This is a genomic window from Micromonospora sp. NPDC003816 (assembly GCF_042874705.1).
Lineage (GTDB): Bacteria > Actinomycetota > Actinomycetes > Mycobacteriales > Micromonosporaceae > Micromonospora.
Map to the genome: position 1 here is coordinate 37941 of NZ_JBIANP010000002.1, position 16984 is coordinate 54924.

Annotated in this window: 14 protein-coding genes; 5 read left to right on the top strand and 9 right to left on the bottom strand. The window is 72.2% G+C overall.

Features of this window, described 5'->3' with window-relative positions; genetic code table 11:
* Window positions 1–12: 12 nt before the first annotated feature.
* On the bottom strand, window positions 13–528 hold the full coding sequence (locus ACFYTT_RS06425) for a PadR family transcriptional regulator (RefSeq protein ID WP_131054690.1): 516 nt from the start codon (window positions 526–528) through the stop codon (window positions 13–15).
* Window positions 529–776: 248 nt separating this feature from the next.
* A complete protein-coding gene (gene pruA / locus ACFYTT_RS06430) occupies window positions 777–2405 on the bottom strand; it encodes an L-glutamate gamma-semialdehyde dehydrogenase (protein WP_357216615.1) in 1629 nt (542 codons plus the stop codon).
* Between the two features lie 331 nt (window positions 2406–2736).
* Between pruA and ACFYTT_RS06435 the strand changes: the two genes are divergently transcribed.
* Window positions 2737–3783 (top strand): hypothetical protein, encoded by a 1047-nt coding sequence (locus ACFYTT_RS06435; RefSeq protein ID WP_176092736.1) that lies wholly within the window; start codon window positions 2737–2739, stop codon window positions 3781–3783.
* Window position 3784: 1 nt separating this feature from the next.
* On the opposite strand, the gene ACFYTT_RS06440 is transcribed toward ACFYTT_RS06435, so the two are convergent.
* On the bottom strand, window positions 3785–4303 hold the full coding sequence (locus ACFYTT_RS06440; protein ID WP_387257985.1) for a DUF6912 family protein: 519 nt from the start codon (window positions 4301–4303) through the stop codon (window positions 3785–3787).
* 202 nt (window positions 4304–4505) lie between these two features.
* On the opposite strand from ACFYTT_RS06440, the gene ACFYTT_RS06445 reads away from it, so the two are divergent.
* Together ACFYTT_RS06445 and ACFYTT_RS06450 are read left to right on the top strand one after the other, a co-directional pair.
* Entirely contained in the window at window positions 4506–4733 is a 228-nt protein-coding gene (locus tag ACFYTT_RS06445) for a helix-turn-helix domain-containing protein (RefSeq protein ID WP_131057891.1), read from the top strand.
* A gap of 135 nt (window positions 4734–4868) precedes the next feature.
* Window positions 4869–5531, top strand: a complete 663-nt coding sequence (locus ACFYTT_RS06450) for an Rv3235 family protein (protein WP_387257986.1) — start codon at window positions 4869–4871, stop codon at window positions 5529–5531.
* A gap of 135 nt (window positions 5532–5666) precedes the next feature.
* On the opposite strand, the gene secA is transcribed toward ACFYTT_RS06450, so the two are convergent.
* On the bottom strand, window positions 5667–8585 hold the full coding sequence (gene secA / locus ACFYTT_RS06455; RefSeq protein WP_131056918.1) for a preprotein translocase subunit SecA: 2919 nt from the start codon (window positions 8583–8585) through the stop codon (window positions 5667–5669).
* A gap of 170 nt (window positions 8586–8755) precedes the next feature.
* On the opposite strand from secA, the gene ACFYTT_RS06460 reads away from it, so the two are divergent.
* On the top strand, window positions 8756–9904 hold the full coding sequence (locus ACFYTT_RS06460) for a GNAT family N-acetyltransferase (protein WP_176092733.1): 1149 nt from the start codon (window positions 8756–8758) through the stop codon (window positions 9902–9904).
* Window positions 9901–11010, top strand: coding sequence for a GNAT family N-acetyltransferase (locus ACFYTT_RS06465; protein ID WP_357216630.1), 1110 nt, complete (start codon window positions 9901–9903; stop codon window positions 11008–11010). Before ACFYTT_RS06460 ends, ACFYTT_RS06465 begins: the two co-directional genes overlap by 4 nt.
* Before the next feature lie 85 nt (window positions 11011–11095).
* On the opposite strand, the gene hpf is transcribed toward ACFYTT_RS06465, so the two are convergent.
* The 5 genes from hpf to mtrA form a co-directional block, all read right to left on the bottom strand.
* Complete coding sequence (gene hpf / locus ACFYTT_RS06470; protein WP_131057878.1) at window positions 11096–11725, bottom strand: ribosome hibernation-promoting factor, HPF/YfiA family; 630 nt, start codon at window positions 11723–11725, stop codon at window positions 11096–11098.
* Between the two features lie 250 nt (window positions 11726–11975).
* A complete protein-coding gene (locus ACFYTT_RS06475; RefSeq protein WP_387257987.1) occupies window positions 11976–12674 on the bottom strand; it encodes a ComF family protein in 699 nt (232 codons plus the stop codon).
* A gap of 10 nt (window positions 12675–12684) precedes the next feature.
* Window positions 12685–14481: an LpqB family beta-propeller domain-containing protein gene (locus tag ACFYTT_RS06480; protein WP_387257988.1), complete on the bottom strand. Its 1797-nt coding sequence runs from the start codon at window positions 14479–14481 to the stop codon at window positions 12685–12687.
* Window positions 14478–16253, bottom strand: a complete 1776-nt coding sequence (gene mtrB / locus ACFYTT_RS06485; protein WP_131055352.1) for an MtrAB system histidine kinase MtrB — start codon at window positions 16251–16253, stop codon at window positions 14478–14480. The genes ACFYTT_RS06480 and mtrB overlap by 4 nt, the downstream gene beginning before the upstream one ends.
* 12 nt (window positions 16254–16265) lie before the next feature.
* Window positions 16266–16955, bottom strand: coding sequence for an MtrAB system response regulator MtrA (gene mtrA / locus ACFYTT_RS06490; RefSeq protein ID WP_131055354.1), 690 nt, complete (start codon window positions 16953–16955; stop codon window positions 16266–16268).
* Window positions 16956–16984 lie beyond the last annotated feature (29 nt).

Below are 16984 nucleotides of genomic sequence, written 5' to 3' on the forward strand. Positions count from 1 at the left end.
CCGGGCGGGTCGTCAGCCGACGGGGGCGCTCTTGAGCCAGGTCAGGGCGGCCTTGTGGTAGGCCACGGCGAACTCCAACGCGCTGGCGTCGAAGTTGTCGCCTTCCTTCTTGGCGCTCTTGACCTGCTCACGGACCCGGGCCAGGGCCTCGGTGTGGTACTCGTTGGCCGCCACCTGGAGGTTCTTGAGCTGGCTCGACGAGTGCAACTGCCCGAAGGCGATACGCAGGGCGATCGGGTTGCGGATGGTGTCCCGCCCGGGGTCCTCCGCGAGCCAGCGGGAGAATGTCCGCTTGCCGGCGGCCGTGATCGCGTACGGTTGACTCATCCGCGGCCCGGGTTTGCCCAGCCGGACGAAGCCCCGCTCGGCCAGCACCGGCAACTCCCGGTAGACCTGGCTGCGGGTCATCGACCAGTACGGCGCCAGTCGGCGCTCGGCGGCGGCCATCAACTGGCCACCTGTCATGGGTCCCTCGTGGAGCAGCCCGAGTAGGGCCGCCGCCGTGGGGTTGACTCCGGATTCCGCCATGCCGCTTACGCTGCCACTTTGCTGAGCCGGCGTCCAGGATTTCACCGTTTCGCCACCCATTGGGGTTTCCTATGTGCACTGTCGGCGCACGACGGTGCCCCGCAGCCGCCCCACCTGCACCGTTCCGGCCACCCACACCCCCGGCACCCACCCCGACGCCGAGGCCCGGATGTAAGGAGGGGTCCCCTGCTATACACGAGGCGTTAGCAGGGGACCCCTCCTTACATCCGGTTACGTCGCGCTACCTCTCAGCCCATGTGGGGGTAGGTGTGGTCGGTGGGCGGCACGAAGGTCTCCTTGATCGTCCGGGGCGACGTCCAGCGGACCAGGTTGTGCCAGGAGCCGGCCTTGTCGTTGGTGCCGCTGGCCCGGGCGCCGCCGAAGGGCTGCTGCCCGACCACCGCGCCGGTCGGCTTGTCGTTGACATAGAAGTTGCCGGCCGCGTACCGCATCCGCTCGGCCACCGCCTCGACCACCCGGCGGTCGGTGGCGAAGATCGACCCGGTCAGGGCGTACGGGGCGATCGACTCGGCCTGGGTGACCACGTCGTCGAAGCGGGTGTCGTCGAAGACGTGCACGCCGAGGATCGGGCCGAAGTACTCGGTGGTGAAGGTCTCGTGGGCGGGATCGCCGCACTCGAAGATCGTCGGACGGACGAACCAGCCGACCGAGTCGTCGGCGGTGCCGCCCGCGATGACCCGACAACTGTCGTCGCCGGAGATCAGGTCCAGCGCGGCGGTGTGCCGGGCGAACGCCTTGTCGTCGATGACCGCGCCGCCGAAGTTGCGGAAGTCGGTGACGTCGCCGTAGGCGAGCCCGTCCGCGGTGGCGGCCAGCCGGTCGCGCAGGCCGCCGTCCCAGACCGACCGCGGCACGTACGCGCGGGAGGCGGCCGAGCACTTCTGGCCCTGGTACTCGAAGGCGCCCCGGATCAGCGCGGTGTGCAGGGCGTCGACGTCGGCGCTGGGGTGCGCCACGACGAAGTCCTTGCCGCCGGTCTCGCCGACCAGCCTCGGGTAGCCACGGTAGCCGGCGATGTTCTCCCCGACCGTGCGCCACAGGTGCTGGAACACCTTCGTGGAGCCGGTGAAGTGGATGCCGGCCAGGTCGGGGTCGGCCAGCACCACGTCGGAGACCTCCTCGCCCCGACCGGTGACCATGTTGATCACGCCGGGCGGTAGCCCGGCCGCCTCGAACAGCCGCATGGTGAAGTGCGCCGCGAACTGCTGCGTCGGGCCTGGCTTCCAGACCACGGTGTTGCCGAGCAGGGCCGGTGCCGAGGGCAGGTTGCCGGCGATCGCGGTGAAGTTAAACGGGGTGACCGCGTAGACGAAGCCCTCCAGCGGCCGGTGGTCGAACCGGTTCCACACCCCGGGCGAGGACATCGGCTGCTCGGCGAGGAGCTTGCGGGCGAAGTGCACGTTGAACCGCAGGAAGTCGATGAACTCGCAGGCGGCGTCGATCTCGGCCTGCACGGCGGTCTTCGACTGGCCGAGCATGGTGGCCGCGTTGAGGGTGTCGCGCCACGGACCGGCGAGCAGTTCGGCGGCGCGCAGGAAGATCGCCGCGCGCTCCTCGAAGGGCAGGGCCCGCCAGCCGGGGGCGGCCTCCTTGGCCGCCGCGACGGCGGCCCGCGCGTCGTCCCGGGTGGCGTGCCCGGTCACCCCGAGCACGTGCGCGTGCCGGTGCGGCTGGACCACGTCGATCGGGTCGCCGCCGGCCATCCGCTGGGTGCCGGCGATGGTCATCGGCAGGTCGATACGCTCGGCGGCGAGTTCGGTCAGCCGCCGTTGGAGCCGTTCCCGGTCGGTGCTGCCCGGCTCGTAGGCGCGTACCGGCTCGTTGTGTGGCTCGGGTACGGAGAACACGGCGTCCATCAGGGCTCCTGGCGATCTCGACGGCGATGGCGAACCCGTCCCGCGATGGCGGGACGCGGTGACGAAACCGTCCCACGGTGGCGGGACATGGGCCAATACTCCCACGTCCAGCCTCTGTCGATCACACCCCGACCGCCCGACGACCGTCGATCAGGAGGCACTTCTCCTTCTCCGGCGTGGATTCGTGCCCCAATGGGGCGTACGGCCGAAGAAAGACAGGCGGCGTGGGCGGCGCTCGGGCTTCGGGCCGGTCATCGGGCGGGACGCGTACGCTGGGTTGCCGGTGACGTACCCGGGCCAGGTCGTCGGGCCCGGCGGTGAAGGGAAGACGATGAGCGACCAGCCCGGCGGTTCGACCGCTGCGCAGCCCGATCGGGCCGAGACCGGCGACCCGGCGGCCACCGGCACTCCCGCCGGACGGCCGCTGCGCGCGCCGGGTGCCCCGGTGCTGGCGCTGCTGGCGATGGGCTGGCTGGCCGCGATGCTCTGGTCCACCCGGGAGGCGATCAGTTCGGCCACCGCCGGGGTCACCGCGGTCAGCCTGTCGGCGTTCGCGCTGCCCGGGGTGATCTCGGCCGCCCTGGTCGCCGGTGCCGCGGTCGGGCTGGCGGCCGGCGAGCCGGTGACCCGCCACCGGGACCGGGCGACCCTGCGGTTCGCGGTGGCGGTCGGCGCCGGCCTGCTGGTTGGGCTCGCCGCCGCTCTCGTGATCGACCTGACCTACGTCGGCAACAGCACCACCCGCACGATCGCGAGCACCACGGCCGCCGCAGCGGTCATCGGCGGCGCGCTGGCGGGTGCGCGCAACGGTGCCGTCGTCGGCGCGGTGGCCTCCGCCACGCTGGGCACGCTGCTGTTCGTGGTGGCCTTCAGCCCGGCCCGGGACCCGCTGTTCAACCTCTTCGGCGCGGGCGACAGCCAGCAGTCGCTGATCGACGCCGCCGCCTGGGTGTCCCGTACGGAATCGCTGCTCGCCGGGCTGATCGCCGGCGCCCTGGCCTTCGGCTATCTCGCCTGGGCCCGGCGGCGGGCCACTCGGCTCGACCGGGCGGTCACCGGGCCGCGCTGGCCGGCGTACCTCGTCGCCGGGGCCGGTCCGGGGCTTCTGCTACTGCTCGCCGAGGTGATCATCCGCATCGGCGGCCGCTCGCTGATCGACCTGGCCGCCGCGCTCAGCGAGGCGGACGCGGTGGCGCAGACCTCGCTGGGCACCTCCCGGGTGGACAACGGCATCTGGGTGCTGTTCGTCGGCGCGCTGACCGCGCTGGTCGCGTTCGGCCGCACGCTCGGCCCGGCCCCCGACGACGAGCCGGAGAGCGGCACCGAGGCCACCGCCGCCGATGGTGCGAGCACCGCCGGTCGCCGAGATCCCCGCTGACTCAGCTCTTCTCGGAGGCCGCGCGCAAGAGCACTTCCAACTCGCTCGGGTCGTACCACTCAAGTTCGTGGTCCTCGGCGCTGTCGACGGTGAACTGCGCGTCCGGGTCGCCGGCCAACGCCTCCGCCACCACCTGCGCGGCGGCGGCCACGTCCGTGGCGGCGTCCGCGCCGTCCACGTGGATGGCCGCCACCGCGGCGGCCGGCACCGCGCCACCCAGCTCGACCACGCTCGACCCGAGCTCGCCGTCGCCCCGCCCGACCGCCCGCGCGGGCAGATCCACCGAGACCACGACCCGGCGACGCGGGGCGGCGGGGTCGTGCCGGATCAGTTGCAGGGCGTCCTGGGCGGCCCGGGTGAAGGCGACGTACTCCAACTCCTCCTCGTCGCCCTCGGCGTACCACTCGCGCAACATCGGCGTCACCGCATGCGCCTGCGCCACCCCGAGGCCGTCCTCGGAGAGCCTGGCCAGCATCGGTACGGTCGCCGGCACGTAGACCCGCACTAGCTCGTCGGTCACCGGTGGTCTCCCCGCTCTCGTGAACCGGCCTCCGCCGGTCTCGCCGTACGCCCAGACCGTCATACACCCGTACCCGCTCCGGTGGAAGTTCCGCGCCGGTCGGGCGTGTCCGGGTCGTCGGCCGACGCGCGGCGCAGTGGCTGGGCTGGACCAGGTAGACAATGGCAAACTGAGGCAAACGACGCCAACCCGGGGAGTCTCCGTGGAGCCGAGGTTCCTGCTCCTGTCCGACGTGGCCACCGAGCTGAACGTGTCGGACTCGCAGGTCTACCACATGGTACGCAGCGGCGAGCTACCCGCGATCAAGATCGGCGGTCGGGGCCAGTGGCGGGTGGAGCGTGCCCGGCTGGAGGAGTACATCCAGCACAAGTACGCGGAGACCGCCGAGTGGGTCCGGGGCAATCCGCTCGCCGATCGCGACCCGGAGTAGCCACCCGATCCCGCCGCGCCATTGACCGACCCTGATCCATGGCCGAAGATGGAAGCTGTCGAAGGCAAACGAAGGCAAACGCAACCAAAGACCGCTGACATCCACCGCTGACATCCCGAGGCGAGGCGCAGTGCGATGACCGACCTCCGGCGACCCGGGCCGCCCCGCCCTCCCGTGCGGCTGCGACCCGCCCCCGCGTTCGACCCGCCGTTCCTGGACGAGGACGCCACCGGCTGGCCCGTCCCGGTGCACGGCCAGCTCGCCCTCGACCTCTTCGCCGGGGCCGGGCCGTGGCCCGTCCGGCGTGAGCCCGACCGGCCGCCCACCCGACGTCCGGTCCTCGGCGCGATTCCCCTGGTCGACGAGGCCGGGCCGCACACCCGCCCGGCACCGTCCGGGCCGGGGGCTGACCGGTCCCGACGACTGCCGCCCGACGCCCTGGTCACGGCCACTCCGGCGGCCACCCGGGTGGCGCACCGTTTCGTGGCGACCTGCCTGGAGGTGTTCAACGGCTTCCGGCCGCCGGTGCAGTTGCGGCGCCACCTCGACCCGGCCCGCACCGCCCACCTGCTGCCCGAGTTGGCCAGGGCCGCCGCCCGAGGCGCCCCGGCCACGGCCCGCCGCCGGTCCACCCGCCCCGGTCTCCGGCTGCGTCGACTGCGTGTCTGCGAGCCGCGTCCGGCCGCCATCGAGGTCGCCGTGGTGCTCACCGGGGCCGCCGGCCGCACCTGGGCGATGGCGCTCCGCCTGGAACACCGACGCGGCACCTGGCTCTGCACCGACCTCCGCGTCCTCTGAGCGCCCCCGGGGCCGCCCGAGGCCGTCCCCGGCGCGCAGGGTCCCCGGCGCGGACGCGACGGAGCCGTGGTCACCAGGACCACGGCTCCGTCGAGAACCGTCGCGGCGGGGCCGATAGGCCCGCCGGGTGCGGCGTCAGTCCGCCGAGCCGCCACCGGGGGCGCCGTGGCAGCGCTTGTACTTGCGACCCGAGCCGCAGGGGCACGGCGCGTTACGGGACGGCCCGTTGCTGGCACTCACCTGCCCGGTGGGCGCCGACTGGCGGGCCGTGCTGCCGGCCACGCCCGCGCCGCGACCGGTGGACACGCGCTGTGGTGCCGAGGGAGCCGTCCGACCCGGTGCCGCCGGTTCCGAGCCACCGATGCCGAGGGCGGGGGCACGCTGGTCGTCGCGTTGCACGGCGACCGCACCGGACCCGGCTTCCCCGTCGATGGTCGGCGCGGAATACTGCAGGCCCTGCTGCTGCGGTGCCCGACCCAGGCCCTTGGCCCGCACCTCCACCGGCTTGTCCAGCAGCTGGACCTCCTCGGCCTCCGGCTCCGGCTCGTTGACCTGGACGTCCAGGTTGTAGAGGAAGCCGACCGTCTCCTCCTTGATGCCTTCCATCATGGTGGTGAACATCGCGAAGCCCTCGCGCTGGTACTCCACCACCGGGTCGCGCTGGGCGTAGGCGCGCAGCGAGATGCCCTCCTGGAGGTAGTCCATCTCGTAGAGGTGCTCACGCCACTTGCGGTCGATGACCTGGAGCAGCACCATCCGTTCGAGCTGCCGGGTGCCCTCGGCGCCGAGCTGCTCCTCACGCCGGTCGTAGGCGGCGTTCGCGTCGTCCTTGAACTGCGCGACCAGGAAGTCGGCGTCGATGCTGGCGCGCGAGCCGCCGGCCTCCTCCTCGACGTCCTCGATGGTGATGCCGACCGGGTAGAGCTGCTTGAGGTTGGTCCAGAGCTGCTCCAGGTCCCAGTCCTCGGCGTACCCGTCGGAGGTGGCCCCCCGCACGTACTCCTCGACCACGTTGTTGATCATGTTGCGGACCTGGTCGGAGAGGTCCTCACCGTTGAGCACGCGCAGCCGCTCGGCGTAGATCACCTGGCGCTGCTTGTTCATGACCTCGTCGTACTTGAGGACGTTCTTACGGATCTCGGCGTTCTGGCCCTCGATCTGCGCCTGCGCGCCCTTGATCTGGCGGGTGACCATCTTCGACTCGATGGGCACGTCCTCCGGGATGTTGAAGCGCTCCATCACCGCCTCGACCGCACCGGAGCGGAACCGCTTCATCAGGTCGTCCTGGAGGGACAGGTAGAACCGCGACTCACCCGGGTCGCCCTGCCGGCCGGAGCGACCACGCAACTGGTTGTCGATCCGCCGGGACTCGTGTCGCTCGGTGCCGAGCACGTAGAGCCCGCCGGCCGTGGCGACCTCCTCGGCCTCGGCGTCACAGGCCTGCTTCCACTTCGGCATGACCTCTTCGAGCGCCTTGTCGTACTCCTCGGCGTTCTCCTGCGGGTCGAGGCCGCGCTGACGCAGCTCGCTCGCGGCGAGGAACTCGGGGTTGCCGCCGAGCAGGATGTCGGTGCCTCGACCGGCCATGTTGGTGGCGACCGTGACCGCGCCCTTGCGACCGGCCTGGGCGACGATCTCCGCCTCGCGGGCGTGGAACTTCGCGTTCAGCACCGAGTGCGGGATGCCCCGGCGGCGCAGCAGCTGGGACAGGATCTCGGAGTTCTCCACCGAGACGGTGCCGACCAGCACCGGCTGACCGGCCTGGTGCCGCTCGGCGATGTCCTCGATGACCGCGTTGAACTTGGCCTGCTCGGTCTTGTAGATGACGTCCGCGCGGTCGTCCCGGACCATCGGCCGGTGCGTCGGGATGGTCACCACGCCGACCTTGTAGACCTTGTTGAACTCGCCCGCCTCGGTCTGGGCCGTACCGGTCATGCCGGAGAGCTTGTCGTAGAGGCGGAAGTAGTTCTGGAGGGTGATGGTGGCCAGGGTCTGGTTCTCCTGCTTGATCTCCACCCCCTCCTTGGCCTCGATCGCCTGGTGCATGCCCTCGTTGTAACGACGACCGTGCAGGATGCGGCCGGTGAACTCGTCGACGATCAGGACCTCGCCGTCGCTGACGATGTAGTCCTTGTCGCGCTTGTAGAGCTCCTTGGCCTTGATGGCGTTGTTCAGGTAGCCGACCAGCGGGGTGTTCACCGACTCGTAGAGGTTGTCGATGCCGAGCCGGTCTTCGACCTTGGCCACACCGCGCTCGGTGACCGCGATGGTGCGCTTGGAGAAGTCGACCTCGTAGTCGCCCTCGCCGTCCTTGCCGGCCTGCAGGCGGGCCACCACGGCGGCGAACTCGCCGTACCAGCGGGCGGAGTGCTCGGCCGGGCCGGAGATGATCAGCGGGGTCCGGGCCTCGTCGATGAGGATCGAGTCGACCTCGTCGACCACGGCGAAGTTGTGGCCGCGCTGGACCAGCTCGTCCCTCGACCACGCCATGTTGTCGCGCAGGTAGTCGAAGCCGAACTCGTTGTTCGTGCCGTAGGTGATGTCGCACTCGTAGGCCGCACGGTGCTCGGCGGCCGGACGGTTCGGCAGCACCACGCCGACGCTGAGGCCGAGGAACTCGTGCACCCGGCCCATCCAGGCGGCGTCACGCTGGGCCAGGTAGTCGTTCACCGTGACCACGTGCACGCCCTCGCCGGACAGCGCGTTGAGATAGACCGGCATCACCGAGGTCAGGGTCTTGCCCTCACCGGTCTTCATCTCGGCGATGTTGCCGAAGTGCAGCGCGGCACCACCCATCACCTGCACGTCGTACGGCCGCTGGCCGAGCACGCGCGCCGCCGCCTCCCGGCAGACCGCGAAGGCCTCGGGCAGCAGGTCGTCCAGGGTCTGCCCCTCCGCGAGGCGCTCCCTGAACTGCTCGGTCATGCCGCTCAGCTCTTCGTCGGTGAGGTTGACGTAGTCGTCCTCGATCGAGTTGACGGCGGCGGCGATCGCCTTGAGGCGACGCACCATGCGCCCCTCGCCCGCGCGGAGGACCTTTTCCAGAATCGACACGGATCAACGCTCCCCTAGACAGTCTCGAACCATCGTAGGCGTTCCCACGGGCCGATGGTCACTGGTGGCGGTGGTCGGCCGCCGTGAAACCGACATAACGCACCGACGGACCGCCCGACCCTCGGTCATCCGGTTACGCCGTGGGCGAACGATCCGGCACGATGTCTCGGATGGAGCCCGTGGAGATCGCCGAGGACGGAGTACTGCTGCGCCCGTGGCAACCCGAGGACGCCGCCGACGTCCACCGCGCCTGCCAGGATCCGGACATTCAGCGCTGGACCACCGTACCCCGCCCGTACCGACCGGTGGACGCCCAGCGGTTCGTCGCCGAGATCGCCCCGGCGGCCTGGACGGCCGGCACCGGAGCACCCTTCGCGGTCTGCGACGCCATCACCGGCACACTGCTCGGCTCCTGCGGTCTCGTCTCGATCGACCGTGGTACGGGCGAGGTCGGCTACTGGACCGCCCCCTGGGCCCGCCGACGCGGCGTGGCGGTACGCGCCACCCGGGCGGTGGCCCGCTGGGCCTTCGACGCGGTGCCCCTGCGCCGCCTGATCTGGCAGGCGGAACTGGGCAACCACGCCTCCCGGTTGGTCGCGCTACGGGCCGGTTTCCGCATCGACGGTCGGCTGCGGCTGGCCGATCCGGCACCCGGGGGCCGACCGGAGGGCTGGATCGGCTCGCTCTCGCCCGACGAGATCCCGGCGCCGGGTGAGGTGGGTCCGGCCGGGCCGGGCACCCTGCCGGCCCGACGGGCGGCGGTCTTCGGCCGGCCACCGCCCGTCCTCTTCGCCACCAGCGGCGACCACGAGCTGCGGCTGCGGGCCATGGAGGAGGACGACCTCGACGCGATCGAGGCCACCTGCCGCGATCCGGAGACCCGGCGCTGGACCAGTCTCCCGACGGACTACCGGCGGCGGGACGCCGAGTCGTTCCTGGAGTACTGCCGTCAGGCGTGGGCCGGGGGCACCGCCGCCGGCTACGCGATCGCCGACCGGCAGGACCGCTACGTCGGCACGATCGACCTGCGGCTCTCCCCCACCGATCCGCTGCTGGCCGACGTCGGCTTCATGACCGCGCCGCACGCCCGTGGCCGGGGTCACCAGACCGCGGCGCTGGCCGCGCTCTGCGCCTGGGGCTTCGCCGTGCTCGGCCTGGCCCGCGTGGAGTGGCGGGCCACCGTCGGCAACGTCGCCTCGCGACGGGTCGCCGAGAAGGTCGGTTTCGCCGTCGAGGGCACCGCCCGACGGGCCCTCGCCCATCGCGGCACCCGGGTCGACGCCTGGGTCGGCGGCCTGATCGCGGAGGACCTGGCATGACGCCGGCAAGCATCGAGACGGCGGACGTCCGGCTGCGCCCGTTCCGACCGGACGACGTCCCCGACATCGTCGCGGGGTGCGCCGACCCGCTGGTCCAGCGCTACCTCGACGGGCTGCCCCGTCCGTACACCGAGGCCGACGGCCGCTGGTGGGTGGCCGAGGGCGCCCCGGCCGCCTTCGCCGCCGGAGGCGCCGCGTACGCCGTCGCGGACCCCGGCGACGACCGGCTGCTCGGCACGGTCGGGCTGAGTCATGCGGTGCCGCAGCGCGCCCAGGCCGAGATCGGCTACTGGGTGGCGCCGTGGGCGCGCGGCCGGGGTGTCGCCACCGCCGCCACCCGGGCCCTGGCGCAGCGGGCCTTCGCCACCGGAACCGCCCGGCTGGAGCTGGTCACCCACGTCGAGAACACGGCCAGCCAGCGGGTCGCGCTGGCCGCCGGCTTCCAACCCGAGGGGGTACGCCGCAGCGGCGGTCCGGTGCGCGGCGGTGGCCGCCGGGACCTGACCGTCTGGGTACGCCTCGCCGACGACCCGCCCGGACCGTCCCCGCGTCCGCTGCCGGACCTGCCCGACGGCCGGCTCACCGACGGGGTGGTCGTGCTGCGCCCGCTCGGTCCCGACGACGCGGACGACATGTACCGACTGCACTCCGCGCCGGAGGTGGTGGCCAGCATGGTGCCGCCCGAGCGGCCCACGCGGGACGACGTCGACCGCCGGTGCGCCGGGGCACAGAGTCAGTGGCTGGTCGGCCGGTCCGCCGCCGTGGTCCTGCGGGACGCCGCCAGCGACGCGTTCGTCGGCGGCTGCTCGCTGATCCACGAGGCACCCGCGAGCCAGGCCATGATCGGTTACAGCCTGCTGCCGGAGTGGTACGGGCGCGGGTACGCCACCCGGGCCGTCCGGCTGCTCACCCGGTGGGGGTTCGACCGCGTCGGGCTGGCCCGGCTCTGGGCGGGCACGCTTCCGGAGAACCTCGCCTCACAGCGGGTCCTGCAGAAGGCCGGCTTCCGGCGCGAGGGTCTGCTGCGCGGGCGGCTGCCCGCCTCGGAGGGCACCCGGGCCGACTCCACGGTGTACGGGCTGCTCCGCACCGACCCGGCGGACTGACCGCTCGGGAGGGCCGGTCGCGCCGCCCCCGGACCTGCGCGCCGCCCCCGGATCGGGCGCTCCCGATCCGGGGGCGGCGGGCCGCTCAGATGTCCAGCGAGATGATGCCGTAGTCGTAGGCGTGCCGTCGGTAGACCACACTCGGCCGGCCGGACTCCTTGTCCTGGAACAGGTAGAAGTCGTGGCCGACCAGTTCCATCTGGAAGAGGGCGTCGTCGACGGTCATCGGCTCGGCGGGGTGGACCTTCTCCCGGGCGATGTGCCAGGGCTGTTCCGCCTCGTGTTCCTCCTCCGGCCGCTCGGCCACGGCGGTGGCGGTGCCGGACTCCGCAGGCGCGGCGAGCGCGGGCAGGTCGGTCACCGGCAGGCCGGCGGTGGCGGCGGCGACCGAGATCGGTGTGTGCCGCCCACGGTGTACGCGACGCCGGTCGGCCGCACGACGCAGCCGGGCGTCGAGCTTGGCGATGGCCGCGTCGAGCGCACTGTAGAAGTCGTCGGTGCAGGCCTCCGCCCGGATTACCGGGCCCCGGGAGTAGCAGGTGATCTCCACCCGCTGGCAGTGATCGGCCTGGCGCGGATTGCGCTCGTGGAACAGCTCCACATCGACACGAATAAGTTTGTGGTCGTAGCGTTCGATCTTCGCGAGTTTGTCTGCGACATGTACCCGGTAGTGATCCGGCACTTCGACGTTACGGCCCTTGACCACGATGTCCACGTGACCTCCCTCGATCGGATGGTCTTCGATCCGAGAAACCCGGTCGCGCGTGGCGGGGACGACCCCAGTCGGCGTCGACCGGTCAATACGGCTACGCCTCCTCTCACCGCCGGGGGTGGGTGGAATCGCCTTCCTACCCCCGACAGGCAAACGCTAACTCCTGTTCGCCCGGCCGTCACCCCCCGTCGCCAAGACCACCGGGTGATTTCCACAGCTCATACACGAAGGGGTGAAACGGAAACACAATCGGTTACGGTTGGCGCCTTCGCGCGGTCGCCGCGAGCACTGTCGCCACCGAGGGCGACCATCCGTGCGCGGTCAGCACCCGGCTGATCGCCGCCAGGGTGGCCCCGGTGGTGACGATGTCGTCGAGCAGCACCACCCGCGTCCCGTCCGGCACCGCCCCGAGGCCGGGGCGCATCCGGAACGCCGCCGCCGCGGCCTCGGCCCGACCGGCGCTGTCCAGCGTGACCGAGTCCGGACGCGGCATGGCGCGCAGCGCCCGACCGACCCGCACCGGCCAGCCCGCCGCGCGGAGCCGGTGGGCACAGTGGCGGGTCAACCGGCCGAGGTGGTCGCCGTACCGGGCCCGGGCCGCCGCCGGGGTGTCCGGCACCGGCACCAGCAGCACCGGGCAGACCGGGCCGACCGCCGCGGCCACGACCTCGGCGAGCAGGGCGCCGAGTGGGCGGGCCAGGCCGTGGCGGCCGTGGTCCTTGTACGCCAGCAGGATCTCCCGCAGCGGCCCGCCGTACGGGCCCAGGGCGTGACAGGGCGGCAGCCCGGGTGGGGCGGGGACCGGCCGCACCGGCCCGGGACGCAGCGCGCCGAGCGTGGCGACGCAGTCGGGACACACGCCGTGCCGCAGTCCCGACCGGCGTTCCCGACATCCGGCGCAGTCGGCGGGCAGCACCAGATCGGTCAGGTCCGCCCAGAGCCCGGCCAGCACGGGTGAGACCCTAGTAGAGGAAGAAGGGCGCGGTGGGGTTGCCCGGGCGCACCCCGGCGGGCGGCGGGGTGACGTCCTGGACCTGGTCCCGCACGATCCGCTCGAACGGGTTGCTGCGGTACGCGACGCCGTTGGCCTCGTACATGAACGAGCCCGCGTACGGGGAGAGCGGCATCGTCGGATACGCGGCCACGTGACTCACCTCGGCTCCGGCGTCCTCCCGCAGCGGGGTCTCCAGGGCGCCGTCCACGCTGACCTCGTAGATCGCCGGTCGCCCCGCCGAACCGGCCACCAGCAGCCGGTTCTCCGCGCCCCAGTCGACCGCCGTCGGCCGGGTCAACGAGGTGACCAGACGCCGCGTCGGGCCGACCGTGGGCACGCCGCCCTCCCAGCTGATCGCCGCCACGTGCAGCGCACCGTCGACGATCAGGGCGACCCGGTGCCCGTCCAGCGCCGCCGCGACCCCGCCGACCTGACCCGGCAGGCCCAGTTGCACCGGCCGCAGCGCCGCCTGGTCGTCGAAGCGGTACAGCCGGTTGTCGGCGACCACCAGCCCGTACGGGCGGCCGTGGTCGCTGCGGAGCCACACCGGACGGCTGATCGCGGCGTGGCCACGGGCCGGTTCGGTCACGAAGTTCTCCACCACGTCCCGGCCCCGCCCGACGCTGAGTCGCTGTCGGCCGTCCGCGCCGGTCACCACCAGGGCGGCCAGCACGTCGGGGCCGGCCCGCCGCAGCCCGGCGGAGACGATGTCGCGGTTCGACTCGGCGGCCACCGGGACCGGCCGGTTCGCCTCGCTGGTGACGGCCAGCCCGTGGATCGCTCCGTCGTAGACGCAGTACCGGGCGGTGCCGTCGAGCGTGTAGAGCGGGTTCGACGACCGCTGTCCACCCAGGTCGACGACCTTGCGGGACTGGTTCAGGATCTTGATCTCGACGGTGCCGTCCAGCTCCGGCAGGGACCAGGCCAGTTGGGTGGCGAGCTGCTCCAGACGCCCCTCGTCGGCACCGGGCATGTCCAGGTTGACCTCCCACCGGCCGTCCGCGCCGGTGGCATTGTTGATCATCTCGGTGCGGTCGGGCAGGCCGGAGGCGCCGGCCCGCAGCCACTCCGAAGGCCCTGCGGTCAACCAGCGGACCACCTCGCTGACCCGGCGTTCGGCGGGCACCACCGAGGAGAGGTACCGCTGGTCGGGCACGAGCCGGGTGCGGTCGGAGTTCCAGAAGTAGATGGACTGGGCCTGGTAGTAGCGGCGCAGGGCCTCGTCGCTGAGCAGCAGCACGTTGGGCGGGTCGCTGACATAGAAGCCGGCGTCGTCCTGGCCTGCCGGACCGGCGCTGATCAGCCGGAACTCGTAGGTCGACTCGGTGGCCAACGGCGGCACCAGCATGCCGTTGGCCCGCAGCAGGCCGACCTGCTGCACGGTGATGGTGACCTTCATGCTGTCGACGTCCGGCTCGATCACCGGATCGTCGGTCAGGCGGACCACCGACAGGGCCACCTCGCTGCCCTGCCGCTCCTGCAGGCTGGGCTTGTCGGCCGCCGCGATGAACTGCTTGACCCGCTCGTACGCCCGGTCCGGCTCGCCCGCGGCGGCGGCCAGGAAGTTGCGGACGAACGCCTCGGCGTCGCTCCCGCTGGCCGTCCGGGTCGGCGGCTCGCTGCCCCGTCCCAACGACCAGCTCGCCTCGGCCGCCGGCCCACGCTGCTCGACCTGCACCTCGGAGTGATCCGGGATGCCGCAACCCGCGGTGAGGGCCAGCGCCAGGACGACGCCGAACACGGCACCGCTGACCCGACGCCTCACGACCCCACCTCCGCGCGCTGCTCGGGCACGGTCGGGGTGGCGCCGCCACCGGCCGCCGGTGTGACGGTGAGCCCACCGGCCGGCCCCGGGCCGATGGCCAGCAGGCTTCCGGCGGGGGCACCGCCGAACGGCAGCGTCGCGTCGGCCGGCACCAGGCGCAGCGGCGAGGTGGTCAACCGGTCACCGGCCCGCGCCGGCAGGGTGAGCCGGAACTGGGCACCCTGCCCGGGTGCGCCCCACGCCTCCAGCCAGCCGCCGTGCAGCCGGGCGTCCTCCAGGCTGATCGACAGCCCCAGCCCGGTGCCACCGGTCTGCCGGGCCCGCGACGGGTCGGCCCGCCAGAACCGGTTGAACACCAGCTTCTCCTCGCCGGGCTTGAGCCCGACGCCGTGGTCCCGGACGGTGAGCGCCACGGCGGTCTCGTCCATCCCCAGCGTGATCCGCACCGGCCGGCCCTCACCGTGCTCCACGGCGTTGCCGACCAGGTTGCGCAGCACCCGCTCGACCCGGCGCGGGTCGATCTCGGCGATCACCGGGGCGGACGGCACGTCCAACTCGATCGTCACCCCGACCCGCTCGGCCAGCCCGGAGAGCCGGTCCACCACCCGGTGCACCACCGGCACCAGGTCGGTCGGCTCGGAGTCGAGCACCGCGAAACCGGCGTCGAACCGGCTGATCTCCAGCAGGTCGGTCAGCAGCTCCTCGAACCGGTCCAGCTCGGCCTGGAGCAGCTCGGCGCTGCGGGCCACCGCCGGATCGAACTCGTCGCGCTCGGCGAAGATCAGGTCGGCGGCCATCCGGACCGTGGTCAGCGGCGTCCGCAGCTCGTGCGAGACGTCCGAGGTGAACCGGCGTTGCAGCCGGGACATCTCCTCCAGCCGCAGGATCTGTCGTTGCAGGTTGGTGGCCATCTGGTTGAACGAGGCGGCGAGCAGGGCCAGGTCGTCCTCGCCGTTGACCGCCATCCGCTGGTCGAGCAGGCCGGCGGAGAGCCGCTGGGCGGTCCGGGCGGCGACCCGCACCGGCAGCACCACGAGCCGGGTCACCAGCGCGGCGAGCACGCCGAGCAGCAGCACCAGGGCGACCCCGGTGGCGACCACGGTGGCCCGGGCCTGACCGGACGTCACGTCCTGCACCGTCAGCGGCACGAAGTAGTAGAGCTCCACCTGGCCGAACTGGGTCGGCACCGGCGTGCCGTAGACCAGGTACTTCGTGTTGTCGTCGCTGGTGAGCCGCCCGGTGACGATCTGGTTGGCCACGTTGCCATCGGTGACCGCGGCCCGCAGCTCGGGGCTGATCAGCGGCCGGACGTTCACCGACGGCGACGTGCGGGGCTCGATCACCCCGGGGTAGCTGTCCGCGGTGAGGGCCACCACGACGCCGCTGTTCTGCTGGGGGTCACCGCCGGCCAGGTAGTTGACCGTGCCGTCGATGGTCTCCTGGAGCTGGGCCTCCTGCGGCTGACCGTAGAGACTGAACTGCTTGGCCGCGTACTCGGCGCCGTTCGTCAGCCGGAGCTGGACGTCGGTCTTGGCGTTGTCCAGCAGGATGTTGGTGATCTTGTCGGCGATGAGGAACGCGAACCCGCCCACCAGCAGGCTGGAGACCACCAGGGTGATGGTCACCACCCGGACCTGCAACGAGCGCCGCCAGGTCTGGTGCAGCCCGGCGACGAGCCGGGCCGCCCGGCCGCTGAGCCCACGCCACAACTCCCACGCGGCACCTCGCCGGTGGGACGTCGTGTCAAGATCCGGTAGCGGGGAGTTGGTCACAGTGCGACCAGGCTATCCGGTACCCGCCTTGTAACCCACGCCGCGCACGGTGAGGATGATTTCCGGGCGCTCCGGATCCGGTTCGATCTTGGCACGCAGCCGCTGCACGTGCACGTTCACCAACCTGGTGTCCGCCGCGTGCCGGTATCCCCACACCTGCTCCAGCAGCACCTCGCGGGTGAAGACCTGGCGCGGCTTGCGGGCGAGCGCGACCAGCAGGTCGAACTCCAGCGGCGTCAGCTTCACCTCCTCGTCGTTGCGGCTGACGGTGTGCGCCGGCACGTCGATGGAGATCTGGTTACCGGGCGGACCGATGGTGAGCATCTCCGGCGCCGCGTCCTCGCCCCGCCGCAGCCGCGCCCGCATCCGGGCGACCAGCTCCTTGGGCTTGAACGGCTTCACCACGTAGTCGTCCGCCCCGGACTCCAGGCCGAGCACGACGTCGACCGTGTCGCTCTTGGCGGTGAGCATGACGATCGGTACGCCGGATTCGGCCCGGATGGCCCGCGCCACGTCGATTCCGCTCATTCCGGGCAACATGAGGTCGAGCAGGACGATATCGGGCCGGTTGTCGCGGAACGCGGCCAATGCCCGTTCCCCGTCCGCCACGAAGGACGGCATGAAGCCTTCACTTCGCAGCACGATGCCGAGCATCTCGGCGAGCGCAGGATCGTCGTCGACCACCAGTACCCGGGCTCTCATGGGGTTAATGTTTCCATCCCGTCAGTTCG

Excerpts from the sequence above, each read along its gene's own strand:
- ACFYTT_RS06465 (WP_357216630.1), top strand. The coding sequence starts at position 9,901 with ATGACGCCGGCAAGCATCGAGACGGCGGACGTCCGGCTGCGCCCGTTC.
- ACFYTT_RS06450 (WP_387257986.1), top strand. The coding sequence starts at position 4,869 with ATGACCGACCTCCGGCGACCCGGGCCGCCCCGCCCTCCCGTGCGGCTG.
- mtrA (WP_131055354.1), bottom strand. The coding sequence starts at position 16,955 with ATGAGAGCCCGGGTACTGGTGGTCGACGACGATCCTGCGCTCGCCGAG.
- pruA (WP_357216615.1), bottom strand. The coding sequence starts at position 2,405 with ATGGACGCCGTGTTCTCCGTACCCGAGCCACACAACGAGCCGGTACGC.
- ACFYTT_RS06435 (WP_176092736.1), top strand. The coding sequence starts at position 2,737 with ATGAGCGACCAGCCCGGCGGTTCGACCGCTGCGCAGCCCGATCGGGCC.
- ACFYTT_RS06425 (WP_131054690.1), bottom strand. The coding sequence starts at position 528 with ATGGCGGAATCCGGAGTCAACCCCACGGCGGCGGCCCTACTCGGGCTG.
- ACFYTT_RS06460 (WP_176092733.1), top strand. The coding sequence starts at position 8,756 with ATGGAGCCCGTGGAGATCGCCGAGGACGGAGTACTGCTGCGCCCGTGG.